The 22,703-nt window shown below is 66.1% G+C and carries 19 protein-coding genes, 2 tRNA genes and 2 pseudogenes; 8 read left to right on the top strand and 15 right to left on the bottom strand.

Annotated elements, in window-relative coordinates; all coding sequences use genetic code 11:
- The 7 genes and pseudogenes from ASF49_RS23340 to ASF49_RS20570 all read right to left on the bottom strand — a co-directional run.
- Window positions 1–877 (bottom strand): annotated as a pseudogene (locus ASF49_RS23340) (helix-turn-helix domain-containing protein); the annotation flags it as partial.
- A 158-nt stretch (window positions 878–1,035) separates the two neighbouring features.
- Window positions 1,036–2,619: a PepSY-associated TM helix domain-containing protein gene (locus tag ASF49_RS20600; RefSeq protein WP_056477516.1), complete on the bottom strand. Its 1,584-nt coding sequence runs from the start codon at window positions 2,617–2,619 to the stop codon at window positions 1,036–1,038.
- Window positions 2,620–2,715: 96 nt separating this feature from the next.
- Window positions 2,716–5,265: a TonB-dependent receptor gene (locus ASF49_RS20595; RefSeq protein WP_056477514.1), complete on the bottom strand. Its 2,550-nt coding sequence runs from the start codon at window positions 5,263–5,265 to the stop codon at window positions 2,716–2,718.
- 166 nt (window positions 5,266–5,431) lie between these two features.
- Complete coding sequence (locus tag ASF49_RS20590; RefSeq protein ID WP_056477512.1) at window positions 5,432–6,385, bottom strand: FecR family protein; 954 nt, start codon at window positions 6,383–6,385, stop codon at window positions 5,432–5,434.
- 119 nt (window positions 6,386–6,504) lie between these two features.
- Window positions 6,505–7,026 (bottom strand): RNA polymerase sigma factor, encoded by a 522-nt coding sequence (locus ASF49_RS20585; protein WP_056477511.1) that lies wholly within the window; start codon window positions 7,024–7,026, stop codon window positions 6,505–6,507.
- Window positions 7,027–7,374: 348 nt separating this feature from the next.
- Window positions 7,375–7,955: pseudogene (locus ASF49_RS23950) on the bottom strand (transposase); the annotation flags it as partial.
- Between the two features lie 322 nt (window positions 7,956–8,277).
- A tRNA-Gly gene (locus ASF49_RS20570) sits at window positions 8,278–8,352 on the bottom strand.
- A gap of 256 nt (window positions 8,353–8,608) precedes the next feature.
- On the opposite strand from ASF49_RS20570, the gene ASF49_RS20565 reads away from it, so the two are divergent.
- The 4 genes from ASF49_RS20565 (at window position 8,609) to ASF49_RS20550 (ending at window position 11,683) form a co-directional block, all read left to right on the top strand.
- On the top strand, window positions 8,609–9,259 hold the full coding sequence (locus tag ASF49_RS20565) for a Maf-like protein (protein WP_200930093.1): 651 nt from the start codon (window positions 8,609–8,611) through the stop codon (window positions 9,257–9,259).
- Entirely contained in the window at window positions 9,256–9,480 is a 225-nt protein-coding gene (gene yacG / locus ASF49_RS20560) for a DNA gyrase inhibitor YacG (RefSeq protein WP_056477504.1), read from the top strand. The genes ASF49_RS20565 and yacG overlap by 4 nt, the downstream gene beginning before the upstream one ends.
- A 119-nt stretch (window positions 9,481–9,599) precedes the next feature.
- A tRNA-Phe gene (locus ASF49_RS20555) sits at window positions 9,600–9,675 on the top strand.
- A 607-nt stretch (window positions 9,676–10,282) separates the two neighbouring features.
- A complete protein-coding gene (locus ASF49_RS20550; protein WP_156653119.1) occupies window positions 10,283–11,683 on the top strand; it encodes an O-antigen ligase family protein in 1,401 nt (466 codons plus the stop codon).
- Window positions 11,684–11,847: 164 nt separating this feature from the next.
- Here ASF49_RS20550 and ASF49_RS20545 read toward each other — a convergent pair whose 3' ends face one another.
- Window positions 11,848–12,396, bottom strand: coding sequence for a hypothetical protein (locus ASF49_RS20545; RefSeq protein ID WP_056477500.1), 549 nt, complete (start codon window positions 12,394–12,396; stop codon window positions 11,848–11,850).
- A 307-nt stretch (window positions 12,397–12,703) separates the two neighbouring features.
- Here ASF49_RS20545 and ASF49_RS20540 point away from each other — a divergent pair, with 307 nt between their 5' ends.
- The gene (locus ASF49_RS20540) at window positions 12,704–12,946 is read left to right on the top strand and encodes a hypothetical protein (protein ID WP_056477498.1); all 243 of its coding nucleotides are present in this window, start codon (window positions 12,704–12,706) and stop codon (window positions 12,944–12,946) included.
- 429 nt (window positions 12,947–13,375) lie between these two features.
- On the opposite strand, the gene ASF49_RS20535 is transcribed toward ASF49_RS20540, so the two are convergent.
- Window positions 13,376–13,744 (bottom strand): hypothetical protein, encoded by a 369-nt coding sequence (locus ASF49_RS20535; RefSeq protein WP_156653118.1) that lies wholly within the window; start codon window positions 13,742–13,744, stop codon window positions 13,376–13,378.
- 260 nt (window positions 13,745–14,004) lie between these two features.
- On the opposite strand from ASF49_RS20535, the gene ASF49_RS20530 reads away from it, so the two are divergent.
- Window positions 14,005–14,814 carry a hypothetical protein gene (locus ASF49_RS20530; protein WP_156653117.1) on the top strand — a complete coding sequence of 270 codons (810 nt, stop codon included), beginning with the start codon at window positions 14,005–14,007 and terminating at the stop codon, window positions 14,812–14,814.
- Window positions 14,815–14,880: 66 nt separating this feature from the next.
- Here the strand turns inward: ASF49_RS20530 and ASF49_RS20525 are convergent, their stop codons facing one another.
- From ASF49_RS20525 to ASF49_RS20510, 4 genes are all read right to left on the bottom strand, one after another.
- Complete coding sequence (locus ASF49_RS20525) at window positions 14,881–15,525, bottom strand: transglutaminase-like cysteine peptidase (RefSeq protein ID WP_056477492.1); 645 nt, start codon at window positions 15,523–15,525, stop codon at window positions 14,881–14,883.
- A 237-nt stretch (window positions 15,526–15,762) separates the two neighbouring features.
- Entirely contained in the window at window positions 15,763–16,467 is a 705-nt protein-coding gene (locus ASF49_RS20520) for an alpha/beta hydrolase (RefSeq protein WP_056477490.1), read from the bottom strand.
- A 43-nt stretch (window positions 16,468–16,510) separates the two neighbouring features.
- Window positions 16,511–16,906: a YybH family protein gene (locus ASF49_RS20515; protein WP_056477489.1), complete on the bottom strand. Its 396-nt coding sequence runs from the start codon at window positions 16,904–16,906 to the stop codon at window positions 16,511–16,513.
- A gap of 31 nt (window positions 16,907–16,937) precedes the next feature.
- Window positions 16,938–17,381, bottom strand: a complete 444-nt coding sequence (locus ASF49_RS20510; protein WP_056477487.1) for an OsmC family protein — start codon at window positions 17,379–17,381, stop codon at window positions 16,938–16,940.
- A 333-nt stretch (window positions 17,382–17,714) separates the two neighbouring features.
- On the opposite strand from ASF49_RS20510, the gene ASF49_RS20505 reads away from it, so the two are divergent.
- Together ASF49_RS20505 and frc are read left to right on the top strand one after the other, a co-directional pair.
- A complete protein-coding gene (locus ASF49_RS20505) occupies window positions 17,715–18,143 on the top strand; it encodes a PAS domain-containing protein (protein WP_056477485.1) in 429 nt (142 codons plus the stop codon).
- 122 nt (window positions 18,144–18,265) lie between these two features.
- Window positions 18,266–19,516 carry a formyl-CoA transferase gene (gene frc / locus ASF49_RS20500; protein ID WP_055957103.1) on the top strand — a complete coding sequence of 417 codons (1,251 nt, stop codon included), beginning with the start codon at window positions 18,266–18,268 and terminating at the stop codon, window positions 19,514–19,516.
- 253 nt (window positions 19,517–19,769) lie between these two features.
- Here the strand turns inward: frc and ASF49_RS24910 are convergent, their stop codons facing one another.
- Window positions 19,770–19,988, bottom strand: a complete 219-nt coding sequence (locus tag ASF49_RS24910) for a DUF2867 domain-containing protein (RefSeq protein ID WP_431739908.1) — start codon at window positions 19,986–19,988, stop codon at window positions 19,770–19,772.
- A gap of 837 nt (window positions 19,989–20,825) precedes the next feature.
- Window positions 20,826–22,142 (bottom strand): oxalate/formate MFS antiporter, encoded by a 1,317-nt coding sequence (gene oxlT / locus ASF49_RS20490; protein WP_056477483.1) that lies wholly within the window; start codon window positions 22,140–22,142, stop codon window positions 20,826–20,828.
- Window positions 22,143–22,703 lie beyond the last annotated feature (561 nt).

Here is a 22,703-nt window from a genome sequence, read left to right as displayed (position 1 = left end):
ACGATGTAGCGTGAGAAGTCGTCCAGGACCGTCGACAGGTAGTACCAGCCCCAGCCAACGACCTTCAGGTAGGTGAAGTCCGTCTGCCAAAGCTGGTTGGGCGCAGTGGTCTTATCGCGGAACTCGTCGGCGGCCCTGATGACGATATAGGCCGGGCTGGTGATCAGGTCCTGAGCCTTGAGCAACCGGTAGACGGTCGCTTCCGAGACGAAGTAACGGCGCTCGTCGGTGAAGCGCACCGCCAGCTCACGCGGGCTGAGTTCAGGCTSCTCCARGGCCAGGGCAACGATCTGCTCGCGGATCTCCGCGGGTAGACGGTTCCAGACCCGGCTCGGCTGCGAAGGATGGTCGCTCAACGCCTCGGGGCCGCCGCGCTGGTAGGCGTCGTACCAGCGRTAAAACGTCGAGCGCGTGATGCCGAGCTTGTCCAGGGTGGCACGCACCGGCAGGTGGGATTGCTCGACGAGCCGGATGATCTCCAGCTTCTCAGAGGCCGGGTACCTCATGCCTCGTCGCCCCCAACCCCGCTCATGCTTTTTTTGAGCAGACGGTTCTCCAGGACGAGATCCGCTATGACCTCCTTCAGCGCCCCCGCCTCGCGCCGCAGATCCCGCACCTCGTCCGTGGTGGCCGCACGMGMCGTGTCGCCGGACAGGCGCTTCTTGCCCGCCTCCAGGAACTCCTTGGACCAGCCGTAGTACATCRAGGCGGCGATCCCCTCGCGTCGGCACAACTCGGCGATGCTGTCCTCGCCACGCAAGCCTTCCAGCACCACGCGGATCTTCTCCTCGGAGGAGAACTGCCGACGTGTGGCCCGACGGATGTCCTTGATCACCGCCTCTGCCGGTTTCTTGGCCGGYCCGGATGTCTGCTTCATCTTCGCTCCTCAGGGGCTACGATGAACCAGCCATCCTCCGTTCGTGAAGACTCTCAATCTGTCCCACAGGTGCTGACGTCGGACAGTTACGGTGCGTAGGCGTTGTTCTCTTTTCGCTGACGGACCACGTTGCCCCGATCCGGAGCCGCCCCCACCGCTCACAGGCCATGGGGGCGTGCGGCGACCGGAAAAGCGGTTGGCGACCCGCCGGTTTTCCTCCGGCGCGGCGCGGAAACTTTGTAGCGAACCACCTTGCGGGCAGCGACGGCGAACAGAACCGCGAGCGCCAGCATCGCGACGTCGAACCACAGGTACAGGGGATCGCCCCCGAGGCGGCGCAGGGGGTGCTGCGGCAAGGTGAGGATGTCGGCCGTTGCGACGGCGCAGGAGAGGAGTGCGACGGCGGCGAACCCTTCGCTCCAGGCGCGGCGGTGCGGGCGAACGAAGGAGAGCAGGAGCACAGCTATCCAGGTGCCGAAGAATGCGCGGATCTCCCACTCGGCCCGGCCGTCGAGATCGACGGGCAGGAGCCGGTTGGCGATGAAGTAGACCGCCACCGCCGCCGGCAGGCCAGCGACGGCCCCGACATTGAGCGCCTGGACGAGGCGAAGGCCCGGGAAGGGTCGTTCGCCCGCGCGCGGCAGGCGCGCGAGGGACCACAGGATGATCCCCGTGGCGATGGTGACGCTGCCCATCACGCCGCAGAGGAAGAACAGCAGGCGCAAGGCCGGCGCTGCGAACTGCGCTTCGTGCAGGCCCGTCAAGACCGCGAAGGTCCGGGCCGCGGGCTTGAGGTCCAGCCCCCGTGCCTCCAGAACAGCGCCGCTCACGCCGTCGAAGGCGAGCTGCGGCTGACGGCGGGCGATGCCGCGCGGCTCCTCGAACACCGCGACGACAGTGGCGTTCGCGTCGCCCGGATTGACGACAGTCAGGCGCTGCAGGGGTTCGGCGACCAGCGCGACCGCGCGCTCGACCACGGGGGCGACCGGCGTCCCGATGGCGGGGCGGTTCGCCGGGCGGCGCGGGGTCGTGATCCAGGCCGCGTCGGCGAAGAAGGCGGGGGCGTTTCCGCGATACGCAGCCGTCACGCCCCAGGGCATGTAGAAGGTCGCCAGGGCGACCACCCCCGTATAGGTGATCATGAGGTGGAACGGCAGCGCGAGGACGCCGCCGACGTTGTGCGCGTCGAGGACGCTGCGCCGAAGCGCCTTGTCCCGCCGGAATGTGAAGAGGTCGGCGAAGAAGCGCCGGTGGGTGACGATGCCTGAGATCAGCGCCACCAGCATGACGATGGCGCAGATGCCCACGATCCAGCGTCCCCACAGGGGCGCCATGTGAAGTTCGAAGTGGAACCGGTAGAGGAAGTCGCCCCCCTCGGTATCGCGGACCCGAGCCTCGCGTCCCGTCGCGGGGTCGAGGTGCATATGGCCCGGGGGCTCCCCCGGCCCGGTGCGCCAGAACAGGTCCAGGACCGGCTTGTCGGGCCCCGGCATGCCGATGAACCAACTGCGCGCCTTCGGAGCATGGATGGTGAGGTACGCCGTGGCGCGTTCGGCCGCTGCCCCGAGTTCCACGCCGGTCAGCGGCTTGATCTGGCTGAGTTCGGGCCGCATCCAACGCGAGATGTCCGCGCGGTAATAGCTCGCGGTCCCGGTGACGAAGATCGCGAGCAGCACCCAACCGACGACGAGACCGGACCAGGTGTGCAGCCATGCCATGGACTGGCGGAAGCTTCCCATCATGGCACGCTCTCCAAGCCGATGGCGGGAGGTAGGCCGCGACGGCTAGGGGCGCGTCTTCCGCCCCTGTTCCCTCGCGCTTCGGCCTGCCTCGACACCTCAGAAGTCAACGGTGGCTGAGAGGATCACCGTCCGGGGAGCGCCGACGGCGAGGTAGCCGCGGGCGGCCGAGGCCCAGTAGGAGTCGTCGAGTATGTTCTGCACCGTGGCGCGCATCACCACGGGCTTTCCGTTCACACCCTCGAACGTGTAGCGCAAGCCCGCGTCGAACCGCGTCCAGTCCGGCACCGACTGGGTGTTTGCCTGGTTGTAGAACATGCTGCTCGTGTAGATCGCCCGCCCCGTGAGGGTGAGGCCGGGCGCCAGCCACGGAGGCAGATCGACTTCGCCGTAGAGGTTGAACGCCGTGTCGGGCACGCCGGGCGCGGCACGTCCGTCGTTTGTCCCGCCGACCGTGCTCACGAGCTTGGCGTCGATGAGGGTGACGCCGCCAAGCAACCGCACACCCGGAACGAACTCGCCGAACACGTTGACCTCGACGCCACGGTTGCGCTGCAGGCCACTCACCGAGAAGATGCGTGTTCCCGGATCGGTAAAGGCGTTGGGTTGCTCGATCTCGAACAGCGAAGTCGTCAGCGAGACCGTCCCGAAATCGTATTTCGCGCCGACTTCCTTCTGCCGGCTCACCACAGGGGCGAAGATCTGACTGTTGTTGATCGCCGTGACTGGCGCCGACGGCCCGGCATCAAGGGACTCGATGTAGTTGCCGTAGAATGACAGGTTCTCGAAAGGCCGCACCACGAGGGCGATGGCCGGGCTGAACCGGCTCTCGACGTAGCTCGATGCCACGGTGCCCCGGGTCGCGCCGGGCCGGGTGTTGAAGCTCTGGAGGTCGATCTCCTGGAATCGGCCGCCGAGGGTGAGCAGGAAGCGGTCGTCTCCGAGCGAGAGCGTGTCGGCGATGGCCACGCTGCGGGCGTACAGTTCCGTGAACAGGGGCTGCTGGTTCGAGCGGGGAAGGCTGGCGGTGGCCACCGACCCGAACGGCAGGTCGACCGGGTTGTAGATGTTGGTCAGGTAGCTCGGCAGGGCGAAGGGCGTGAAGCCGCGCGAGCGATTCTTGTTGATGGCCTCCACGGCCGCGACGGTGAATTGATGCCCGATGAAGCCGGTTTGGAAGCCAGACCGGAATCCGACCTCGCCCGTGAATCCCTCGAGTTCCAGGGGCTGGATCGCCAGGGAGTTCAGGGCCTGGCCGTTGGGGTTTCGCACGAGGTAGTTCGAGGTCAGGAAGTCCTCGTTGTAGCGGCTGAGGCCACCGGCGGCGTAGATCGTGGTGTCGGGTTGGATGTCGTATTCAACCCGCCCGGCGGCCATGTTGTATCGGCTGTCATTGAATTCGAAGGCGTTCGCCGTGTTGCGCCGGGCGTTCGGAGCCCGAGGAACCGGGATGCCCGGCGCCACTGCGTTAAACAGAGAGGTCGGCGCCGTGACGTTCTGGGTGGAGTGATTGAGATCCACCGAGGCACGGAAGCCGTCGCCGCGATAATCGAGACCGAGCGCGGCCACACCGACCTCGATGGCGTTCTTGTCGAGCGGGGTGTCGCCGTTGCGATAGGCGCCGTTGAAGCGGACGCCCCACTCCTTCTGGGTGCCGAAACGGCGGCCGAAATCGAGGTGCGTCCCGAACTGGCTGTCGCTGAAATAGCTCGTGGTCACCCGCGTCAGCGGCTCGTCGAAGGCGCGCTTCGGCACGAGGTTGATCGTACCGCCGACGCGGCCGGTGCCGCCGCTGAGGAGCGCCGTCGGCCCCAGCAGGACCTCGACGCGCTCGAGCCCCTCGGTGAAGCTGCGGCGTGGGTTGGCGATGTAGAACAGGCCGTCGAAGGCGGTGTCGAGGTTGGTCACCGAGAAGCCGCGAATGAAGTACGAATCACGCTCGCTGAAGGGGGGGGCGTCGCTGCGAACGGAGGGATTGTTCAGCACGACGTCCCCGACGGAGCGCGCCTGCTGATCCTCGATGAGCTTCTCAGTATAGCCCGTGACGTTGAAGGGCGTCTTCAGGACGGAGCGGTTGCCCAGGAGGCCGACCCGCGTGCCGGTGCCGACTTGGCCGCCAGCATAGGGGACGGGCGGCTGGCCCACGGTGCCGGAGCGGGGCGGCAGGCCCGCGACGATCCCGGGGGCCTGCGCTTGCCCGGCCACGTGCAACTCCTCCAGAGCCACCGTGCCATCGGTCGCCGCGCCGAGCTGGACGTAGCGTGGATTGACCAGGGTGATGGTGGAGGTCCCCGCTGTGCGGAACCCCAGACCAGTTCCGGCGAGAATCCGTTCGAGGCCGTCGCGGGGCTCGAACGCCCCCGCGACGCCGGCCGTGGTCAGCCGTGCCGTGAGGTCGGTGGCATAGACGAGCTTGACGCCGGCCTGTTCGGTGAAGGCGACGAGAGCCGCTTCGAGGGATCCCGCGGGGATCGCCAGGGCGACGCGCTCCCCCGCCCCCGTGGCCGACGCGTCGAGGGCGAGGATGTTCGCCGTCCGCTCCACGACCGTCCGGCTGCCGCGCACCGGCTGACCCTGCGATTCGCGAGCCTGCGCGGCGACCGGGACCATGGCCAGCATCGACACGCCGGCCAGGGCCGATCCGGCCAACCGTTCACATCCAAATCCCTGCCCACGCGCCGTCATACCGAGTCCTGTCCATCTCGCGCGCAAGGAAGACCCTTTCGCGGGAGGACGGCCTGCATCGCGCCGGCTCGTCCTCAGCGATTGAGATCAACGGGCCCGTGATCTCCTGACGTCCCCGGCCGAACTTTCTTCAGGAATTTCGGCGCGGCGACCCGACGAGGATGAGGAGGGGCGACAGGCGGGTGATGCTTACGCCCATACTGGAGGCGATGGCGTCGAGGGCCTCGTCCGTGTCCGTTGCATCGAACGACCCGGTGACGCGCCGTTCGCCAGCCGCAGCATCCAGGAGCACGATGGCCCCACGGCGATAACGGTCGAGTTCGGCCAGGACCGTGGACAGGCGCTCGCCGGTGAAGACGAGGCGTCCCGCCCGCCACGCCGTCGCCCGGTCCACGTCGGCCCGCACGACGGATAGGGGGGCACCGTTCGCATGGATGAGCGCCTCGCCCGCCGACACCCGCACCGGCCGTCCCGAAGCCGTCACGTCGACGCTCCCCTCGACGACGCCTGCAGGTTTATCCGTTCCTCCGGCCCTGACGAAGAAGCGTGTTCCCACGGCACGGACGCTCAATTCATCACCGTGAACGACGAACGGACGGCGCGGATCGGGGACGACGTCGAAGAACGCCTCTCCGCGCAGGAGCTCGATCCCGCGTTCGGTTTCGCTGAAATGAAGGGCGATGGCCGTATCGGTGTTGAGGTCGATGCGGCTGCCGTCGGCCAGGGTCGCATGGGTGATGTCGCCGACGCCGCTCCACAGATCGCACCGCAGGCGATCGACGAGACCGAGTTGAACGGCCAGGGCGGCGCAAAGGACCATTGCGACGGCAACGCCCGCCAGCCCTTTGGGCAGCGAGCGCCGGTGCCGGCGATCGGGAACGTGGCCGAGCGTTTGCCACAGGGCTTCCATCTCGGCATAGGCCTCGGCATGGGCTGGATCGGCGGCGTGCCACGCCTCGAAGGCGCCCCGATCCGCTTCCGTCGCATCGGGCGAGGAGAGGCGCGCGACCCAGCCCGCGGCCGCTTCGTAGACCGGGTCTTCGCGCTCAACCTCGCGCGCATCGATGCCGTCGCCGCTGGCCACGCCTTCTGCTCCATCCGGGCTCACCAAGCCCTAATGGCCCAGTTTCATGCTCCTACACCTTTAGATCCGTCACCCGGGAAAATCCTGACGTCCGGACCTCGAGGGAATCGCGCAATCCCTCACGCGTCCCTGAGGTTGGTGGCCTGAGGTTGGCGGCGACAGTGCAGCAGCGCCCGGATGAGGTGTTTCTCGACCATGTTGCGGCTGATGCCCAAACGGGCGGCGGCCTCGCCGTTCGACAGGTTCTCGAAGCGAACGAGCAGGAAGACCTCGCGGCACCGGGGCGGCAACGCATCGATGGCGACTGCGAGTCGCCTGAGTTCCTGGCGCGCGATCACCTGCCGTTCCGGCATGGCGTATCCATCCGCGATCCGCGCGAGGTCGAGATCGGTCACGGGCTGGAACAGCGTGCCTTCGAGGCTCCGCCTGTTTCGCATCCGCAACGCCACGTTGTTGGCGATCTGGAACAGGAATGCGGAGGGATGTTCGACGGTCGTGCGGGACAGGGCGCCGAGCATCCGCAGATAGGTTTCCTGATGGGCGTCGGCAGCCGCATCGGCGCTTCCAAGGAGACGCAGAAGGAACCGCCGAAGCTTGACGCCCTCGTTCCGATGCAGCGTTTCGATCAATGTCGGCTGCATGGCCTCCTCCCATAACCCCGGATGCTCGCATCATTGCTCGATCTCGATGAGCCCAGGAAGCAGCTAGAGGAGAATTATGCAAGCCAATCAATAGTTTATACGAACTCTAAACAAGGCCGATCCAGGCGTTGCAAGACTTTGTATCTCCGGCGAAACATACGCATCAGCAGCTCGGGGCTCCCCGGAGATCGGGCTTTAAAGCCATATGAATAAAGCCGACTGTGGCGCTCTGGGCACGTTGCGCAGCGTCGTGGCGAGATCGACCTGACTTCCTTGCCGGATTGGCTGCCGACGTAGGCCGACTACGGCCGGGTCCTCCGTCTTCTGCGATGAGGTGGACAAGCCAAGGTACCGCCAGGACCGTCTGCGTTTGGGCAGCTTGGACCGGATCGTCAGCCCTTCGTCGCGGTAGATCCGGTAGGTGCGCTTGTGATTCACCTCCCAGCCCTCACGCCGCAACAGGATGTGCAACCGCCGATAACCGTAGCGCACACGCGCGGCGGCCAGCTCCTTCAGCCGCATGCGCAGCGCGACCTGAGGATCCGAGCGCTTCCTGTAGCGCTGCGACGAACGGCCAAAGCCGGTGGCCTGACAGGCCCGACGCTCGCTGACGTCGTAGGCCACCTGCAGGTGACCAGCGACCTCGCGGCGAACGGCGGGCCTTACCACTTTCGCTTCAGAACATCCTGCAGCATTGAGCGGTCCAGCGTCAGGTCGGCCACCAGCCGCTGGAGCTTGCCGTTCTCGTCCTCCAGTTGCTTGAGCCGTCGGATCTCCGGCACGCCCATGCCGACGAACTGCTTCTTCCGGCTGTAGAATGTCGGCTCAGAGACGCCCATCCTCCGACAGACCTCGTCAACCGTCACACCGTTCTCCGCCTGCCGCAGGGCAAAGGCGATCTGTTCATTCGTGAAGCGTTTGCGAGGCATGGCATCCACCCTCCTTCAGGGTTCAGGATGCCCGAAAAACTTGCGCTCAGTGCGGACCAGTTTGCTGGGTCAAGGTCATTTACGGAGGCGAGTTCCATCCCTTCGACAAGCAGCAGCGAGATGAAGGAATGATTCGCAAATGGACGAATCCCTACCTTCGACCATCGCTTCGGTCCGCGCGCTCGTGGCACGGATTATCGCAGCATCTGGGCAGGTCAGCCCGCTCGCCCTGTTGTACCAAGGTTGTACAGAGCGAAATGGCATTAAGGCCTAGGCGACCGCGACACAAAGCCTAACTGTTTGATACTGATGGATGATTTGTTGGAGCGGGCGATCGGGATCGAACCGACGACATTCAGCTTGGGAAGCTGACGTTCTACCACTGAACTACGCCCGCGCCGCGCGGACCGGTAGGCCGCTGCGGTGACCCTGTCGGCCACGAACGCGACCATATCAGACCCGCACCCGTTGTCCACGGGGCCGGGCCGAAACCGGACCTTGCCGCGGAGGCGCGTTCACAAGGTTCGGGGTTTCCGCTAGGTTCCGGTCGCCTCGTCGGCGTGGATGGCGCGCTTTTCCGATGCGCGGCCTCAGCCGGCTGTGTCCACCCGCCCCCCTCACAGGATGCCAACCTCGCGCATGACGGCCCGCACGTGACGACGATCGACGACACCTTGGTTTCGGGCCGAAGCGCCCGTCTCATCCTGGCCTCCGCCTCACCCCGGCGCCTCGCGCTCCTGCAGCAGGTCGGCATCGAGCCCGACGCGCTGCTTGCGGCGGATATCGACGAGACCCCGCGCAAGTCTGAGACACCGCGCGAACTCGCCCGGCGCCTCGCGCGCGAGAAGCTTGCGGCCGCCGGGGCCGCGGCGCGGCGGCGGGACGACTTGCGCGACGCCTATCTCATCGCGGCGGACACGGTCGTGGCCGTGGGCCGCCGGGTGCTCCCCAAGGCCGAGTTGCCCGACGAGGCGGCCGATTGCCTGCGTCTCCTCTCAGGGCGCCAGCACCGGGTCTACACGGCCGTCTGCCTGCTCTCGCCGCAGGACGTGCGCCGCGAGCGGGTGGTCGAGACCCGCGTCCGGTTCAAGCGCCTGTCCTCCCGGGAGATCGATGCCTACCTCGCTTCCGACGAATGGCGCGGCAAGGCCGGTGGCTATGCCATCCAGGGACTGGCGAGTGCCTTCGTGGTGAAACTCGTGGGCTCGCACAGTGCCGTGATTGGGTTGCCGCTCTACGAGACCGTCAGCCTGCTGGAGGGAGAGGGCTTTCCGGTTCGCGCCACCTGGGGGGAACCCGCATGAGGGATGTCGAACCAGGCCGCCGTCGCGCGGGGCCGTCCAAGCCCGACCCGTGCCCGATCTGCGGGAAGCCGCCGGAGGCCGCCTTCGTGCCGTTCTGCTCCGCCCGCTGCGCCGACATCGACCTCGGGCGCTGGCTCACCGACCGCTACGTCATCCCGACCGCGGAGGACGAGGACGAGGATGCCGACGGCGTCGGTTCCCGATCGGACCGAAACGGCTGAGGGCGTCGATCCGTCGGCGAAATCGACCGAAAAAATCTCTTCGGATCGAGGCTGGACAGCCTGCAATCCACCCCCTATACCCCCGCTCCAGCCGGTGCCGCTTGCGCGAACCGGCCGAGGCCCAGGTAGCTCAGTTGGTAGAGCATGCGACTGAAAATCGCAGTGTCGGCGGTTCGATTCCGTCCCTGGGCACCATCGATTTTCCGAACTGATTTTCCAATCCAGCGCGTCGGTTAGGGTCTGCCCTCGCCGTTGTCTCACGCGGGTTCGAACATCGGCGCGACCTTGACGGGTTCCACTGCGGCGAGGGCCGCAGGCGGATGATTTTCCGTGGGCCGATCGTCTACAAAGAGCCTCCCTAAGACTGGGAGCCGTCACCTTCACCCGCCCGGAGCAACCTGGGCGGGATTTTTTCGTCTGTTGCCGTTTTGTTGCTGCGAATCGATCACAGATGGTGTGGGGTTCACGGGTTGAGGTCGACGCCCGATCAACCGTTAGGTCTCACAACCACGCCCGCCCGGCTTCGGCCGCGGCGGGCTTCTTCGATTTCGCGGGCTTGGCCGAGAGCACGGGCGCTCAGTTGGGTACGCCAGAGGGCGCTCACCCCTTGGTCCGCGAAGGATCGCCGCAATCCGGTCCTCCTTCTCGATCTCGGGCATCGGGACCGGCTTCCCGTCGGGTTGACAGAATTCGATCCGATCGCGCCAGTGCAGGGCACCCGCACGGATCCGGTGCCGGACGCCGAGGTCACGTGATGGGACTTCGCCTCGCTGCACCGGGTGCCGCAACCAGGACCTGACAGGTGTTGAAGGCGCTCGACCGAGGATCTCAGGGCCTTCTGTTCGTCGTCGTCGGAACTGCGCCTCTCCCGTTCGGCTCGATCGAGCCGTTCTGGACCCATCTGTTCCTCGTTCTGATCGCGGTGAGTTGCCTGACTGCGCCATGGGGCCGGATGCCGGATTCCCTCCATCGATCGGCGGGCCGGATCGTCCTGGCGATCCTGGTCGTCGGCGTGGTCACTCTGCTGCAGTTCCTGCCCGACCCGTGGTGGACGGTGCCGGATCCGATCTGGCGTACCGTCGCGCCGCAGATCGACCGAATTCTACGTCCGCGAGCCTCGAGCATCGCTTCCCCGCCGTGGGAAACCCTTGGCCCCTCGTTCCTGTTCGCCCTCACCGCGCTGCGGGCGCTGCCGATCGGAGCCGACCGCGAAGCCGCCAAACGGCTGCTCCACGTCGTCGCCTGGTCCGGCCTTTTCTACGCAGGCTTCGGCATTCTCCTACTCGAGATCGAGCCGGATCGGGTGCTGTGGGTGAAGAAGGTCGCGTATGTGGGGAACCTGACGGGTCCCTTCGTCAACAGGAATACGGCCGCGACCTATTTCGGCAGTGTCGCGGTCATCTGGCTCATCCTGGCGCTCCGCGCCTGGTTCGGCTCGATGCGGCACCGTCGGCGCCTCTGGCGCGCAGCCACCCTGGCCGGATGCCTCACCTGCTTCGCGGCGGTGACACTCACCGGCTCGCGCGCCGGCCTCCTGCTCACCGTCGCCGCCCTACTGTTTACCCTCTTTCGTCTCCTTCCGAGCTACGTCACCCTCCGGCGCTATCGAAAGCGTGCCGCGCTCGTCGGCATGGCCGCCTGTCTCGCCCTGGTCGAGATCTGGGGCGGCCAGGTCGGTCTTCGCATCCAAGCCCATGGCTTCGCCGATCCGGGCCGGCTGGAGATGTATCGGATCGCTCTCGAGATGGTGCGGGAACGGCCCTGGCTCGGCCATGGAGCCGGGTCGTTCGAGGCGGCGTTTCCCGCCTATCGCAGCGATGTCCTCGGTATGTTCGGCGTCTGGGACATCGCCCACAGCACGCCCCTGGAGATTGCCGTCGAGTGGGGTGTGCCGGTCCTGGCCGTCCTCTGCGCGCTCTGGATCTGGGCCGCCCTCACGATCTGGCGCGCCGGCCGCATCAGGGGGCGCGATCGGTCCGTCGTCGTTGCGGCGCTCGCCGTCGGAGGCCTCGGCACCCTGCATTCGATGGTCGATTTCTCCCTCCAGATCCCGGGCTACGCGGTGGTTTTCGCCGCCCTCGTCGGTTGCGGGTTGGGACGTTCCAGGCTGCTGACGGCATCGCGACCGGATGGGGATGCACGAAGGGCCCTCACGCCGGACGGGTTCGAAGCCGCTGCGACTCCCGTGGCAGGCACTCGGTGATGCGAGGCAGTCGCGCACACAGGGAGATCGCGATCGGGACGATGGCCTCGACGGCATGACGCGCGACGGGGGCCGAACCGATCGGGCGGGCGACCGTTCCGTGAGAGACTTTGGTAAGGACGAGCACGCGTCTCAAGGCAGCGGGTCCGGCCTGCCGTCCGGGATCAGACCGGGCGGTCTCGGTCCTTGGTTCGGCCCCAATCCCGGAGCGGCGCCGAGGTCCCGAGCCGTTCGGATCGCCGCGGTTCGCTGGTGGATCCGAGGCGCGGTGCGTTGGCGTTGCCGCGCACGACGTCCCCTTGGACGATCGCGTGCCCGGACGCCACGGCCAGGATCAGCTGGGTCGCGTAGGCGCGTGGACCGCTTCCCTTCAGCGACATCCCGGGTCCGCCCGGACGAAGCTTGCTGCCGAGGAGGCCCCAGGGTGGAGGGACCACGAGCCTCCGGATCCCGAGGCCACGGTCGATCAGGGCCGCCGCTTCCTCGACCTGTCCATCGAGGAGGAGGAGACCGGGCCGCGTGATGCGGAACGCGTAATTGCCGTCGTCGTCCACCTCCACGAGGGATACGAGCTTCAAGGACAGGGCTTGGCAGGCGGTCTCGACATTCTCACGGGTAAACTCGGCCTCGAGGGCCAGGGCTCCGAGAGGCGCCCCGGACGCCCGGCAGGAAACCCGTTCCAGGAACAGGCGGCGTTTCGACGTCTGAACCATGTCCCTCGCTGCCCGATCGCTCGCCCCGGGCCGATCTTCGGCCGGGCAGCTTGGCGCCGCGGAGGTTTCAGACTCGTTGCGACGCGGCCGGACTCTCCTCGGCGGGCGCAGCTCAAGACCGGGCAGCCGCCGCGCCGTGGCCGAAGGACCAGCACGCCCGTCGCTCGGTTGACGGCCTGTATGGTCGACCCCGACCTGGGCAGGCTATCGAGCCAGCCGAGACCGACTTCACGGCTGCGGATCCGCTCCCTTGCTCTTTGCCGGGATTGCCCTCTGTGAGGAGGCAGGATCGCTCCGGGAGACCACGATGACGAAGCTGTTCATTGCCAAGATCAGGTCCGCCGCAGGGACCAAGCCGCTGGTGACCGTGCGGGCCGCGGCAGAGGGCGAGGCGCGGCTCTTCCTCGAGGCCGCCTATCCGGAGGACGAGATCGTCGAGGTCGCGGAGCCGAGCGACTGGGCGAGCGACGCCGACACCGGCAGCCTGCCGGGCGACATCCGCGAGCATGCCGGTGTCGAGTGGCAGGCTCCGTCGAGCCACGCGGAATAGTGGCCGGGAACGTCGCGCGATTCATCCACCCGATGGTCGCAACCCCTGGCCTGATCCGACGCAAGCGCGCGCGGACCCCATGCGCCGTCTCCCGTCGGTCCGATCCGCAGGTTGGCCGCAATCCCGGTACCGGGCACTGGGGGAACCGCGGCGACTCGTAGGCGCGACGGCCCCGGCACGCTCGGATTTGATGATATGGGGGACGGAGCGCACGACGCGGGTGGCTCCGGCGACGGCGCTCATACTCTCGGATGAGATCGGTTGCCGTCCGCTGGCACCACCAAAGGGTGCCCGATCGCTCGAAACCTTGCGCCAGGCGTCGACGACCTCGGCTCGAGAGGCGGGGCTGGTCGCCGGATGCGGGCTTCCACGGGCGATCGATTTACCGCTCCACAGCCATCCATCCCGGGGTTCGAGCGGTGTCCTGCCTCAAGTCGACGGGCTTGGCATGCCTCTCAGCACGGCTTCGTGCAGGATCCTGAGCCAGTGAATGGCCTCTTTGGCCTTGGCCTCCGCGATCTCCGCTCGCCGCTCGGCGTCTGCCACGAGGGCCTTGCTGGCGTTACTGGCATCGACGATCGCCTCGATGTTGGCCAGCGTGATCGACCAATCGAACTCATCGGTTTCCGCCTTGGCAGCGGGCTCCGCGCGTCGAGCCAGGGTATCGGTGAAGTTCTCCGGGATCAGACGGTTCAGATCTTCGCTCGAATGCGGAAACGAGGTGCTGAAAATGCTTCGGATCCGATCCGCCTCCTTGTCGAGCGAGTCCATCGGAACAGGCTTTTCGGCGGCTTCCATCACGCATGCACCCCACGCAGGACCGGGTTAGACTGCCTTCATAGAAACGATGTGCCGTAAAGATCTGATTAAAGGGCAGGACATCAGCCGCCTGCGGAGATCGTTGCAGCATGCCTCGCTGGACTCTCGAGGTCGAGGCGAGTTCATGACGATCCGGCCTCACGCCGCCCCTCGGATGCGGCCGAGCGAACGGGACATTGCCTGTTCGTCGCCCGAAACCGTGAAGATCTCCCCCGATCGTGTGTCGAGGTGCGATCAGCTTGATGCCCTTCGCCCGGTCGACTACCGATTGCATGATGGACCGGGCGCACCGTCGAATCATGATCTCCGGTGCCACGCTCGCTGCACTCATTCGCTGCCTCAGCCTCATCGCGGTCGCGGTGGCCCTGTTTCAGCTTCGAGCCATCTCGATCGCCCCGGACAACGCCGCCTCGGCGGCGATGTCGATCGTGCGCGGGCATCATTTCGACGTCGAAGCGCTCAGGGCGCAGGCGAACCGGCGTGACAAGGCCTCGCCCTCCTGCGCGCGGCGGCGGATGCGGCATTGGCTGATCGTCCGCTCCCAACTGGCGAGTGCGCTCATGCAGCGGGCGGACCTCGACGCGATGGATGCGGCGATGGACGAACTCGACCTGCGCAGTCGGAATCTGTTGGCCTGCTATCCGCGCGATGGGCTCGGCTGGCTGACTCTGGCCTGGGTCGAGCTCAATCGCACCGGCGTCAGCGAGGACACGTACCGGAAGCTGCGCAATTCCTATGCGTTTGCACCTCGGGAAGGATGGCTCGCTGCACAGCGCAACCGTCTCATCCTGCAACGTTTCAGCCTGATGCCCCCCGATCTTCGCGACCGCGCCCTCGTCGAATTCGCCGATCTCATGGAGGGGCGCTTCATCGACGAAACCGTGGCCACGTTCATGTCGGTGAAGCCGGCGCTGCAGGCCGAGCTCATCGGCCGGACGAAGGGCGTATCGGTTCTGTGGCAGACGAAGTTTCAGCAGGCGTTGAAGCGGTTCGGCATCGAGGTCCGCATGCCGGGCATCGCCGAGAAGCCCGATCGACCCTGGCTCTGAAGGCGCATTGAGGGACGGCCGGGAACCCGGAGATGCATCCGCACGCGGCCGACCCGGGAGTCGCCGTCACTCGGCACGCGCATCGGCGACCCGTCCGCGCGCCGGCCCGAGAGCCATCCGCCGGGCCGATGCCGGGATGTCGAGCCAGAGATCCGGGTTTCCAGCCGCCTGGATCTTGCTCCAATGATAGTTCGTCTGCGTCCAGGCGCGGATGTCCGGGTGCAGGTTGTCGAGGACGAGGTCTGCGGATGCCTGCCGGACGACGAGGACGAGGTGTCCGACGCCCTCCGGCGTCACGACCACGGCCAGGGACAAGGCCCCGATCGGCCAGCCGCGCGCGAGGAGTTCGTGCCTCTTCTGCAGGGCGTAGGTGTTGCAGTTCCCTTGTCGGGCGGTCAGGGACCACGCGCCGGCCTCCGGCAAGCCCGCTCTGGGAGCGATGCGCCGATTCACAGTCTCGTTGACGAGGGCAAGTTCCTTCAGCCGCGTCGGCGTGAGTTCGAGCGGTTCGTCCCGTCCATCCGGGGCGCAGTCCAGCGGCGCCCTTTGGCAGAAGCGGAGGTAGGCGAACGGAGCGAAGGCCGGCCCGCCGGCGAGGATCGGCCCCGATGGGTTGCGACGGTCGCTGGAACTGTCCGGACGTTTCGAATTGGCGGAGGCTTTACCGGCGTCGATCACCGCGAAGCTCGCAAGGACCAGTGCGGCCGACATCCGCCTCGCAACGATCCGCCGAGTCGAGCTGCCACACCGTACCAAGCTCGAACCTCCACCGATCGCGCAACGACGCGGGGCGTGAAGGTCGATCCACACGCCCCGTAAGAGGGATCAGCGTAGGTCGGGACCGTTAAGAATCTTCGGTGTCGATGCCCGTGTCCGGGGCCTCGGACCGCCGTGGACCGTCCCGGAGAGGTAGTTTCGGGGCGCCTTCCGCCTTCGGTGGTTCGTTGCTCAGTCGGCCGAGTCGGGTGGGTCGGTCTCGGCCAGGACGAAGTCCACACCCCGTGCCACGACCGCCGGATCGTAGGCGTGCGGGCCGTCGTACTCGACTGCGGTGACCGCGTAGCCGGCCTCCCGCAACTGGGCGACGTGGACCCGCGCACTTCGGTCGATCGGAATCTGTTCGTCGCGGGTGCCGTGAGAGAGGAAGATGCGCGGCGCGCCCGATTGCAGATGAACGGACAGGAATCCGGCCGAGGAGACAAGGAGATGGGTGACCACGTGTCCGTTGGCGAGGCCGAGAGAGAGCGTGTAGCTGCCGCCATCGGAATGGCCCGCGAAGACCAGTCGCGTCGGATCGAGGAGATAGCGGGTGCTGACCTCGGCCAGCGCTTCGTCGACACGCTCCCGGTCGGGCCCGTGCCCGCCGATCACGAGGTCCCAGGTCGGAAACAACGATTGGGGTGCGAGCAGCAGGAAGCCCCGCGCCCGGGCATGCGCCTCCAGCATCGGGAGGATCTTCTCCGCGCTGCCGCCTCCGCCGTGGAACAGAACCACGAGGGGTGTCGGCCGGCGCGGTTCGATCCCCTCCGGCACCACGAGGATCGCGTCGCGCTGAGCGAACAGGCCGAGGGCGTGTCGGCCTGAGGACAGGGGTTCCCGCGTGGGGAGCCGGTGCGCGAAGGCGAGCCGGCCGGCGAGTCGCGGATCTATCATGCGGAATTCTGCTTATTAGGAGTTTTCAAAGGGTGGCCGGCCGTCAGTCGACCTTGTCCGCCTGAAGCGGCTTGATCTTCAATTGGTCGATCAGCCAGCGCCATCCGCCGTCGGCCTGGCGCCGTGCGGTCTCCGCCGAGATCGTCCCGTTCGGCAATCGTGCGAAGGTCATGGCGAGATCACCGCTCCGGATCGCCGGAAGGGTCTCGGCGGCCGGAAAATCGGATTTGCGCGCCAGGAGATCCGCATAGAATTGCCGGATCTCGGCGTGCCCCGTGGCCACGACCTTGCCGGCGGCCAGCACCGCGTCACGTTCGTAGAGGGCAACCAACCCCTCCACATCCCCTGCGTTGGCGCGTTCGTTGAAGAGGCGGGCAAGGTCTTCCGGCTCGTGCGCGAGGGGTGCGTGGTGGCCGGACGCTTCGGGCGTTGTCGTCATGGCAGATCCTTCCTTGAACGAGATGGGAGGCTCAGGTCAGAAGCGTGCCGGCGCCGTCGCGGACCGAGACCGCGATGGGAATGCCGGCCTGCACACTCTCGGAGACGGTACAGAAGCGCTGGAACTGCTCCAGCACCCGGTCAATGCGTGGCACGGCGTCGGCGGTCGCCCCGAGGCTGATGGAGATTGCGATGCCCGTAATGCGCAGCCGGTTCTCGGCGTTGCGCGTGACCTCGCAATGCGCCTCGGCCCGGATGCCGCCGGCTTCCTGCTTGTACTTGCCGAGGGCGAAGACGAGACTGGCGCACAGGCAGTTCGTCACCGCCGAGACGAGAAGCTGTTCGGGAAACGGGCCTTCGCCTTTGCCGATCGGAACGGCTTCGTCGACGACCAGATGAGGGAGGATCCCGCCAAAATCGATCGCGAACTTATAGCCTTCGATCTGCGTGATCGTGATGCTCGGGCCTGGACCCATTGTGCCTCCCGCTGCCGGTTCTCGTTTATCCGCGACGTGCCGGTCTGATTCGAGAACGCCGTCACCCGGGCTCAAGCTCCCTTCGCCGGTTGATGATGGCACCGCGAGTTGACACCTCACAGTCGTTGGCATACCAAATACCAACGACTGTGACACCGAAAAAACCAAGTCCTCGCGACGCCACCGACAGGCTCCGGCCTGACCGACAAGGAGAGGAATGTTCCATGCCGGTGGATGAGCATCATCCGACTCCAGCTTCGAGCCCACCCGGTCGATGAAGCGGGCAGCGGAGACGACATCCGCGGCACGGGCAGGGAGATTAAGGGTCAGCGCATGACGAGCCCGATCGATTTTGGCGCCCTCGTGGCGGCGGCCGGCGATGCCGTCGTGGTGTCGGACCCCAACGGTGCGATCACCGTGTGGAATCCCGCCGCGACGCGGATCTTCGGCTACACGGCGGCGGAGGCGATCGGGCAGTCTCTCGACCTCATCACGCCGGAGCGGCAGCGCCGGCGCCACTGGGATGGTTATGCCAAGACCATGCAGACGGGAGTGACCAAGTATGGCGCCGACGTCCTGAGGGTGCCGGCCATTCACAAGGACGGCCACACGCTCTCCATCGCTTTCACGGTCGGGCTGATCCACGGCCCTGACGACGCCGTCACGGGCATCGCCGCGATCATCCGCGACGAAACCCAGCGCTGGAACGACGAGCGCGACATGCGCCGCCGTCTGGCGGACCTCGAATCCCGCGTCGCCTGAGGGCGACGCGCGACACGCCGCCGGAATCTCGCTCGACGGGACCTCGGCCAACCCAGAACCCGGACCGACCGGGCAAGCCTCGAACTTCGACAATCGTCTAAGCCAACAGGGAGAACGCCACGATGAGCAAGCCGCTCGAGGGTATCAAGATCATCGATTTCACCCACGTCCAGGCAGGCCCGGCCTGCACGCAGCTCCTGGCCTGGTTCGGCGCTGACGTGATCAAGGTGGAGCGCCCTGGGGCCGGCGACGTGACGCGTACGCAGCTTCGCCACGTCGAGGACGCCGACGCGCTCTACTTCACCATGCTCAATTCCAATAAGCGCTCCCTGACGCTCGACACCAAGACCCCCGAGGGCAAGGAAGTCCTCGAGAACCTGATCAAGCAGTCTGACGTCATGGTCGAGAATTTCGGCCCCGGCGCCCTCGACCGTATGGGCTTCTCCTGGTCGCGCATCCAGGAACTCAATCCGGGCATGATCCTCGCCTCGGTGAAGGGCTTCTCGGACGGCCACCACTACGAGGATCTGAAGGTCTACGAGAACGTCGCGCAGTGCGCGGGCGGTGCGGCCTCGACCACCGGCTTCTGGGACGGCCCGCCCACCGTCAGTGCCGCCGCGCTCGGCGACTCGAACACCGGCATGCATCTCGCCATCGGCATCCTCACGGCGCTTCACCAGAAGAACAAGACCGGCAAGGGCCAGAAAGTCGCCGTCTCGATGCAGGATTCGGTGCTCAACCTCTGTCGCGTCAAGCTTCGGGATCAGCAGCGCCTTGATGCTCTCGGCTACCTCGAGGAATACCCCCAGTACCCGCACGGCGAGTTCTCGGACGTGGTGCCGCGCGGCGGCAACGCGGGCGGCGGCGGCCAGCCGGGCTGGGTGCTGAAGTGCAAGGGCTGGGAGACCGACCCGAACGCCTACATCTACTTCACGATCCAGGGCCATGCCTGGGCCCCGATCTGCAAGGCGATCGGCAAGCCAGAATGGGAGAACGACCCGGCCTACAGCACCGCCCGTGCGCGCCAGGACAAGATTATGGACATCTTCGGCACGATCGAGGCTTGGCTCGCCGACAAGACCAAGTTCGAGGCCGTGGACATCCTGCGCAAGTTCGACATCCCGTGCTCGCCGGTGCTGTCGATGAAGGAGATCGCCAACGACCCGTCGCTGCGCGCCAGCGGCACCGTCGTCGAGGTTCCGCACCCGAAGCTCGGCTCGTACCTGACTGTCGGCAGCCCGATCAAGTTCTCCGACATGCAGGTCGAGGTGAAGGCCTCGCCGCTGCTCGGTGAGCACACCGACGAGGTCCTTCTCGATCTCGGCTACACCCAGCAGCAGATCGAGCAACTGCATCAGGCTCGCGCCGTCTGAGGTGCCAAGTGAGGCGGTCCGTCCTCGGACGGGCCGAGACGAAAACCATGACGGCGCGCCGCGAGGCGCGCCGTTTCTCGTTGGATCAGGCCTGCATCTTCGGTCGGATCACGATTCACGCCCGAACGCGGGGGTGGCCGTACGCTGACCTGGGACGACGGGGTGGCGGCGTAGGAGCCTCGATCGGCGAACCGCCCTATGCCATCACGCTCGCTCGGCGGCAGGGGCTTTTCAAACTGTGCCCGGTGAAGGGCTACCCGCTGGAACGAACTCCGCGAGGCTCGAGAGACATCCCCAAACGCCGCAATCCTGTATCGATGATCAGGCGATGGATCAGCCCGACCGGCGCCAGATAGGCTCGACCGAAAGCATTGTGGACGACGACCGACGAGGTGACCGTGAGGCGGTGACCGGAGGTCGCCGGACAGATCATGACGTCGAGGCGGCGATCCCGCTCAGTCAGGACCAGCATGTCCAGAGCGCTGTGTTCCACGAGGAAGAATCCAGCCGGTCTCCGTCCTGAATATAGACCCGCTATTTTCTGGAAAAGCCACCGATGGCCTTCAAGCCAAAGCGCGTCGCAATCGCATTCCTGATGTGAAAAGCGAAGTTCAGGAGCGGTCTCCGCTCCACGGTGATGAAATTCCAGGCCTGAATTGGGTAATCGCCGATGCAAGTACGATCGACCGCGTATCGCAATGATCGAGCTACTCGCGCGGGCGCAGAATGCGAACGGATAGGATAGCGGCCAAGCTCTCGGTCCCCTCTAGACCGACGGCTCCGCACGAGCATGATTCTGCTGTGATGCCTCGGGTTCGCTCCCGCGTCGAGCGATGAACGGCTCAGCCCTCGCTACGTTGATGGCGGAAAATCATCTGATTTGGTCGTTTCATCCCTCGAGGGGGCGGCCCGGAATCGCGGCCCTGCAGCGCGAAAAGATTCGGGAAGGCCGCAAAGCGAATCGTCCATCGGCGCCGTGCCTATCTCCTTCACCACGAGCATTTCGTAGGGCAACCAACCGCTGAAGGGCTCCAGGGCGTCCGGCTCGGCCGGACGGTACCAGCGCCAGACTTGGCGCGCCGCGCTCGGGGCGTACCAGCGTCCGGGTCGGCCCTCCGCCAGGATCGGTCCGAGGGTCACGTGGTTGAGCCAGATTCGGGCGACGGATCGCGGGGCCGTGTGCATCGGGCGCCAGGTCGGTGGCATCGGAGGTCTCCTGCGAGGCGATCGGGCGAGGCTGAAACGGGCGCGGGGGCCAGGACTTGGCGTCCGGCCCCCGCGGGTCTTCTTCGATCGCTTCGTTAGGCCGTCAGGCCGCGACGATGCGGGGGGCCGGCTTAGTCTCGTCGGAGACGGCAAGCGCCTGCGCCACGACGCGCTTGCGCCAGGGCTTCAGCACCGCGATGGCGAGGAGCGAGGCGAGGATGTTTGCGCCGGCGGCCACCAGGAAGACGCCATCCCAGCTGTTGGTCGCCTGCTGCAGGTAGTTCGCGACTGGGACCAGAAGCGCGGCGGTGCCCTTGGCAGTGTAGAGCAGGCCCGCATTGGTCGCGGCGAACTTGGTGCCGAAGGTATCCGTGCAGGTCGAGGGGAAGAGAGAGTAGATCTCGCCCCATGCAAAGAACACGAAGCCCGAGAGCAGCACGAACCACAGCGGATCATGACCCCAGAGGTAGAGCATGTAGATGCCGAAGCCTTCCATCGCGAAGGCGACGAACATGGTGTTCTCACGACCGATCTTGTCCGAGACCCAGCCGAAGAACGGGCGGGTCAGACCGTTGAGCACGCGATCGATGGTGGCCGCGAAGGTGATGGCGACCATGGTGATGCCCATGATCGTGACGGGCACCTTGTCGACACCAATATCGGCAGCGATGGGCTTCAGGTTGGCGGTGATCATCAGGCCGCCGGCGCCCACGATGACGAACATGAAGTACATCAGCCAGAAGATCGGCTGCCGGGCAACCTCACCGGGAGTGTAGTTGCGCCGGGTCTGGATGATGTTCGTGTTGGCGGCAGCCTCCGGAACCTGCCCCTTCTTCGGCGAGGTGAAGAAGAACGCCAGTGCGCAGACAACGAGACCCTGACCGATGCCGAAGTTGAAGAACGCGGCCTGGAAGCCGTGATCGGCGATCATCCACTGGATCGGTGCGACGGTGAGGGCCGAGCCGGCGCCGAAGCCGGCCGCGATGATGCCGGCCGCCAGCCCGCGCTTGTCGGGAAACCATTTCAGGGCGCTGCCGACGCAAGTGCCGTAGACCGCACCCGCACCGATACCGGCGATGACTTGGCCAAGATAGAACATGTTCAACGAGGTGGCGTAAGAGTTGACCACCCAGCCGATGCCGCACAGCAGGCCGCCGAACAGCACCACCACCCGCGGGCCGTACTTGTCGACGAACCAGCCCTCGACGGGAACGAGCCAGGTCTCGAACAGAACGAACAGGGTGAAGGCCCATTGGATCGCCGCGCGATCGAAGCCGAATTTCTTTTGGATGTCAGGGACGAAGAACGTCCATCCGTATTGCAGATTGGCGATCATCACCATGCAGATGACGCCGATGACGAGCTGTCCCCATCGATAACTGTCGGATACGCGCTCGGTTGTGGTTTCCGCCCTCGACATGGCTTTTCCTCCGTTAGGCTCTTGCTGAAATGAGTGCGCGATCGGCTCTGCGTCCGATGCTGCGCACAGGGGCCGTTGGCCGCCGGACTTGTCGCCGGCTTGGTATGTGGAATACCAGCCTCTCTTGCGTCGAACCGATCGTCAAGAGTTGGTTCCCAATAAATCGATCCCGCAATGCAGCGTAGCCACCAGATTTCGACGCAGTCTCCAGCCCTGGCCGGCCGTTCTTCAGCTATTCTGCAAGTCATACGGCTCGATTGCAGCGCCACCTCCCGATGAGGTGCGAAGGATTCGCCGAGCCGGTGACCGATCTGCGCCGGGCGGTGATCTGGTCCTTTCGTCTATTGGCCTGGGAGAAGGCCGCGCGTGAATTCCCGCTTGTCCGCCATGAATTTGACCGTCCCTGCCCGTCGGGGAGGTGCGCGATAATGCCGATCGGCAAAGATGGTGTGGCGCACGAGCTTGATGCGTCGCAAAGGTGGGCGAACGGTAGGGCTATGGGTCCAGGAGCGTCGATTATAGAATTTCTTGCTGTGACGCAGCATGCCCGCCGATGAAATA

The sequence above is a fragment of the Methylobacterium sp. Leaf104 genome (assembly GCF_001422885.1).
In the GTDB taxonomy this organism is placed as follows: domain Bacteria; phylum Pseudomonadota; class Alphaproteobacteria; order Rhizobiales; family Beijerinckiaceae; genus Methylobacterium.
Note: the sequence above shows the minus strand (reverse complement) of the source record. Positions and strands in the feature narration are given on the sequence as shown.

Coding starts and splice junctions, on each gene's coding strand:
- ASF49_RS20585 (WP_056477511.1), bottom strand. CDS start 7,026: ATGCAGCCGACATTGATCGAAACGCTGCATCGGAACGAGGGCGTCAAG.
- ASF49_RS20600 (WP_056477516.1), bottom strand. CDS start 2,619: ATGATGGGAAGCTTCCGCCAGTCCATGGCATGGCTGCACACCTGGTCC.
- ASF49_RS20540 (WP_056477498.1), top strand. CDS start 12,704: ATGACGAAGCTGTTCATTGCCAAGATCAGGTCCGCCGCAGGGACCAAG.
- ASF49_RS20520 (WP_056477490.1), bottom strand. CDS start 16,467: ATGATAGATCCGCGACTCGCCGGCCGGCTCGCCTTCGCGCACCGGCTC.
- ASF49_RS20505 (WP_056477485.1), top strand. CDS start 17,715: ATGACGAGCCCGATCGATTTTGGCGCCCTCGTGGCGGCGGCCGGCGAT.
- ASF49_RS20515 (WP_056477489.1), bottom strand. CDS start 16,906: ATGACGACAACGCCCGAAGCGTCCGGCCACCACGCACCCCTCGCGCAC.
- frc (WP_055957103.1), top strand. CDS start 18,266: ATGAGCAAGCCGCTCGAGGGTATCAAGATCATCGATTTCACCCACGTC.
- ASF49_RS20535 (WP_156653118.1), bottom strand. CDS start 13,744: ATGGAAGCCGCCGAAAAGCCTGTTCCGATGGACTCGCTCGACAAGGAG.
- ASF49_RS20545 (WP_056477500.1), bottom strand. CDS start 12,396: ATGGTTCAGACGTCGAAACGCCGCCTGTTCCTGGAACGGGTTTCCTGC.
- yacG (WP_056477504.1), top strand. CDS start 9,256: ATGAGGGATGTCGAACCAGGCCGCCGTCGCGCGGGGCCGTCCAAGCCC.
- ASF49_RS20525 (WP_056477492.1), bottom strand. CDS start 15,525: ATGTCGGCCGCACTGGTCCTTGCGAGCTTCGCGGTGATCGACGCCGGT.
- ASF49_RS24910 (WP_431739908.1), bottom strand. CDS start 19,988: ATGCTGGTCCTGACTGAGCGGGATCGCCGCCTCGACGTCATGATCTGT.
- oxlT (WP_056477483.1), bottom strand. CDS start 22,142: ATGTCGAGGGCGGAAACCACAACCGAGCGCGTATCCGACAGTTATCGA.
- ASF49_RS20510 (WP_056477487.1), bottom strand. CDS start 17,381: ATGGGTCCAGGCCCGAGCATCACGATCACGCAGATCGAAGGCTATAAG.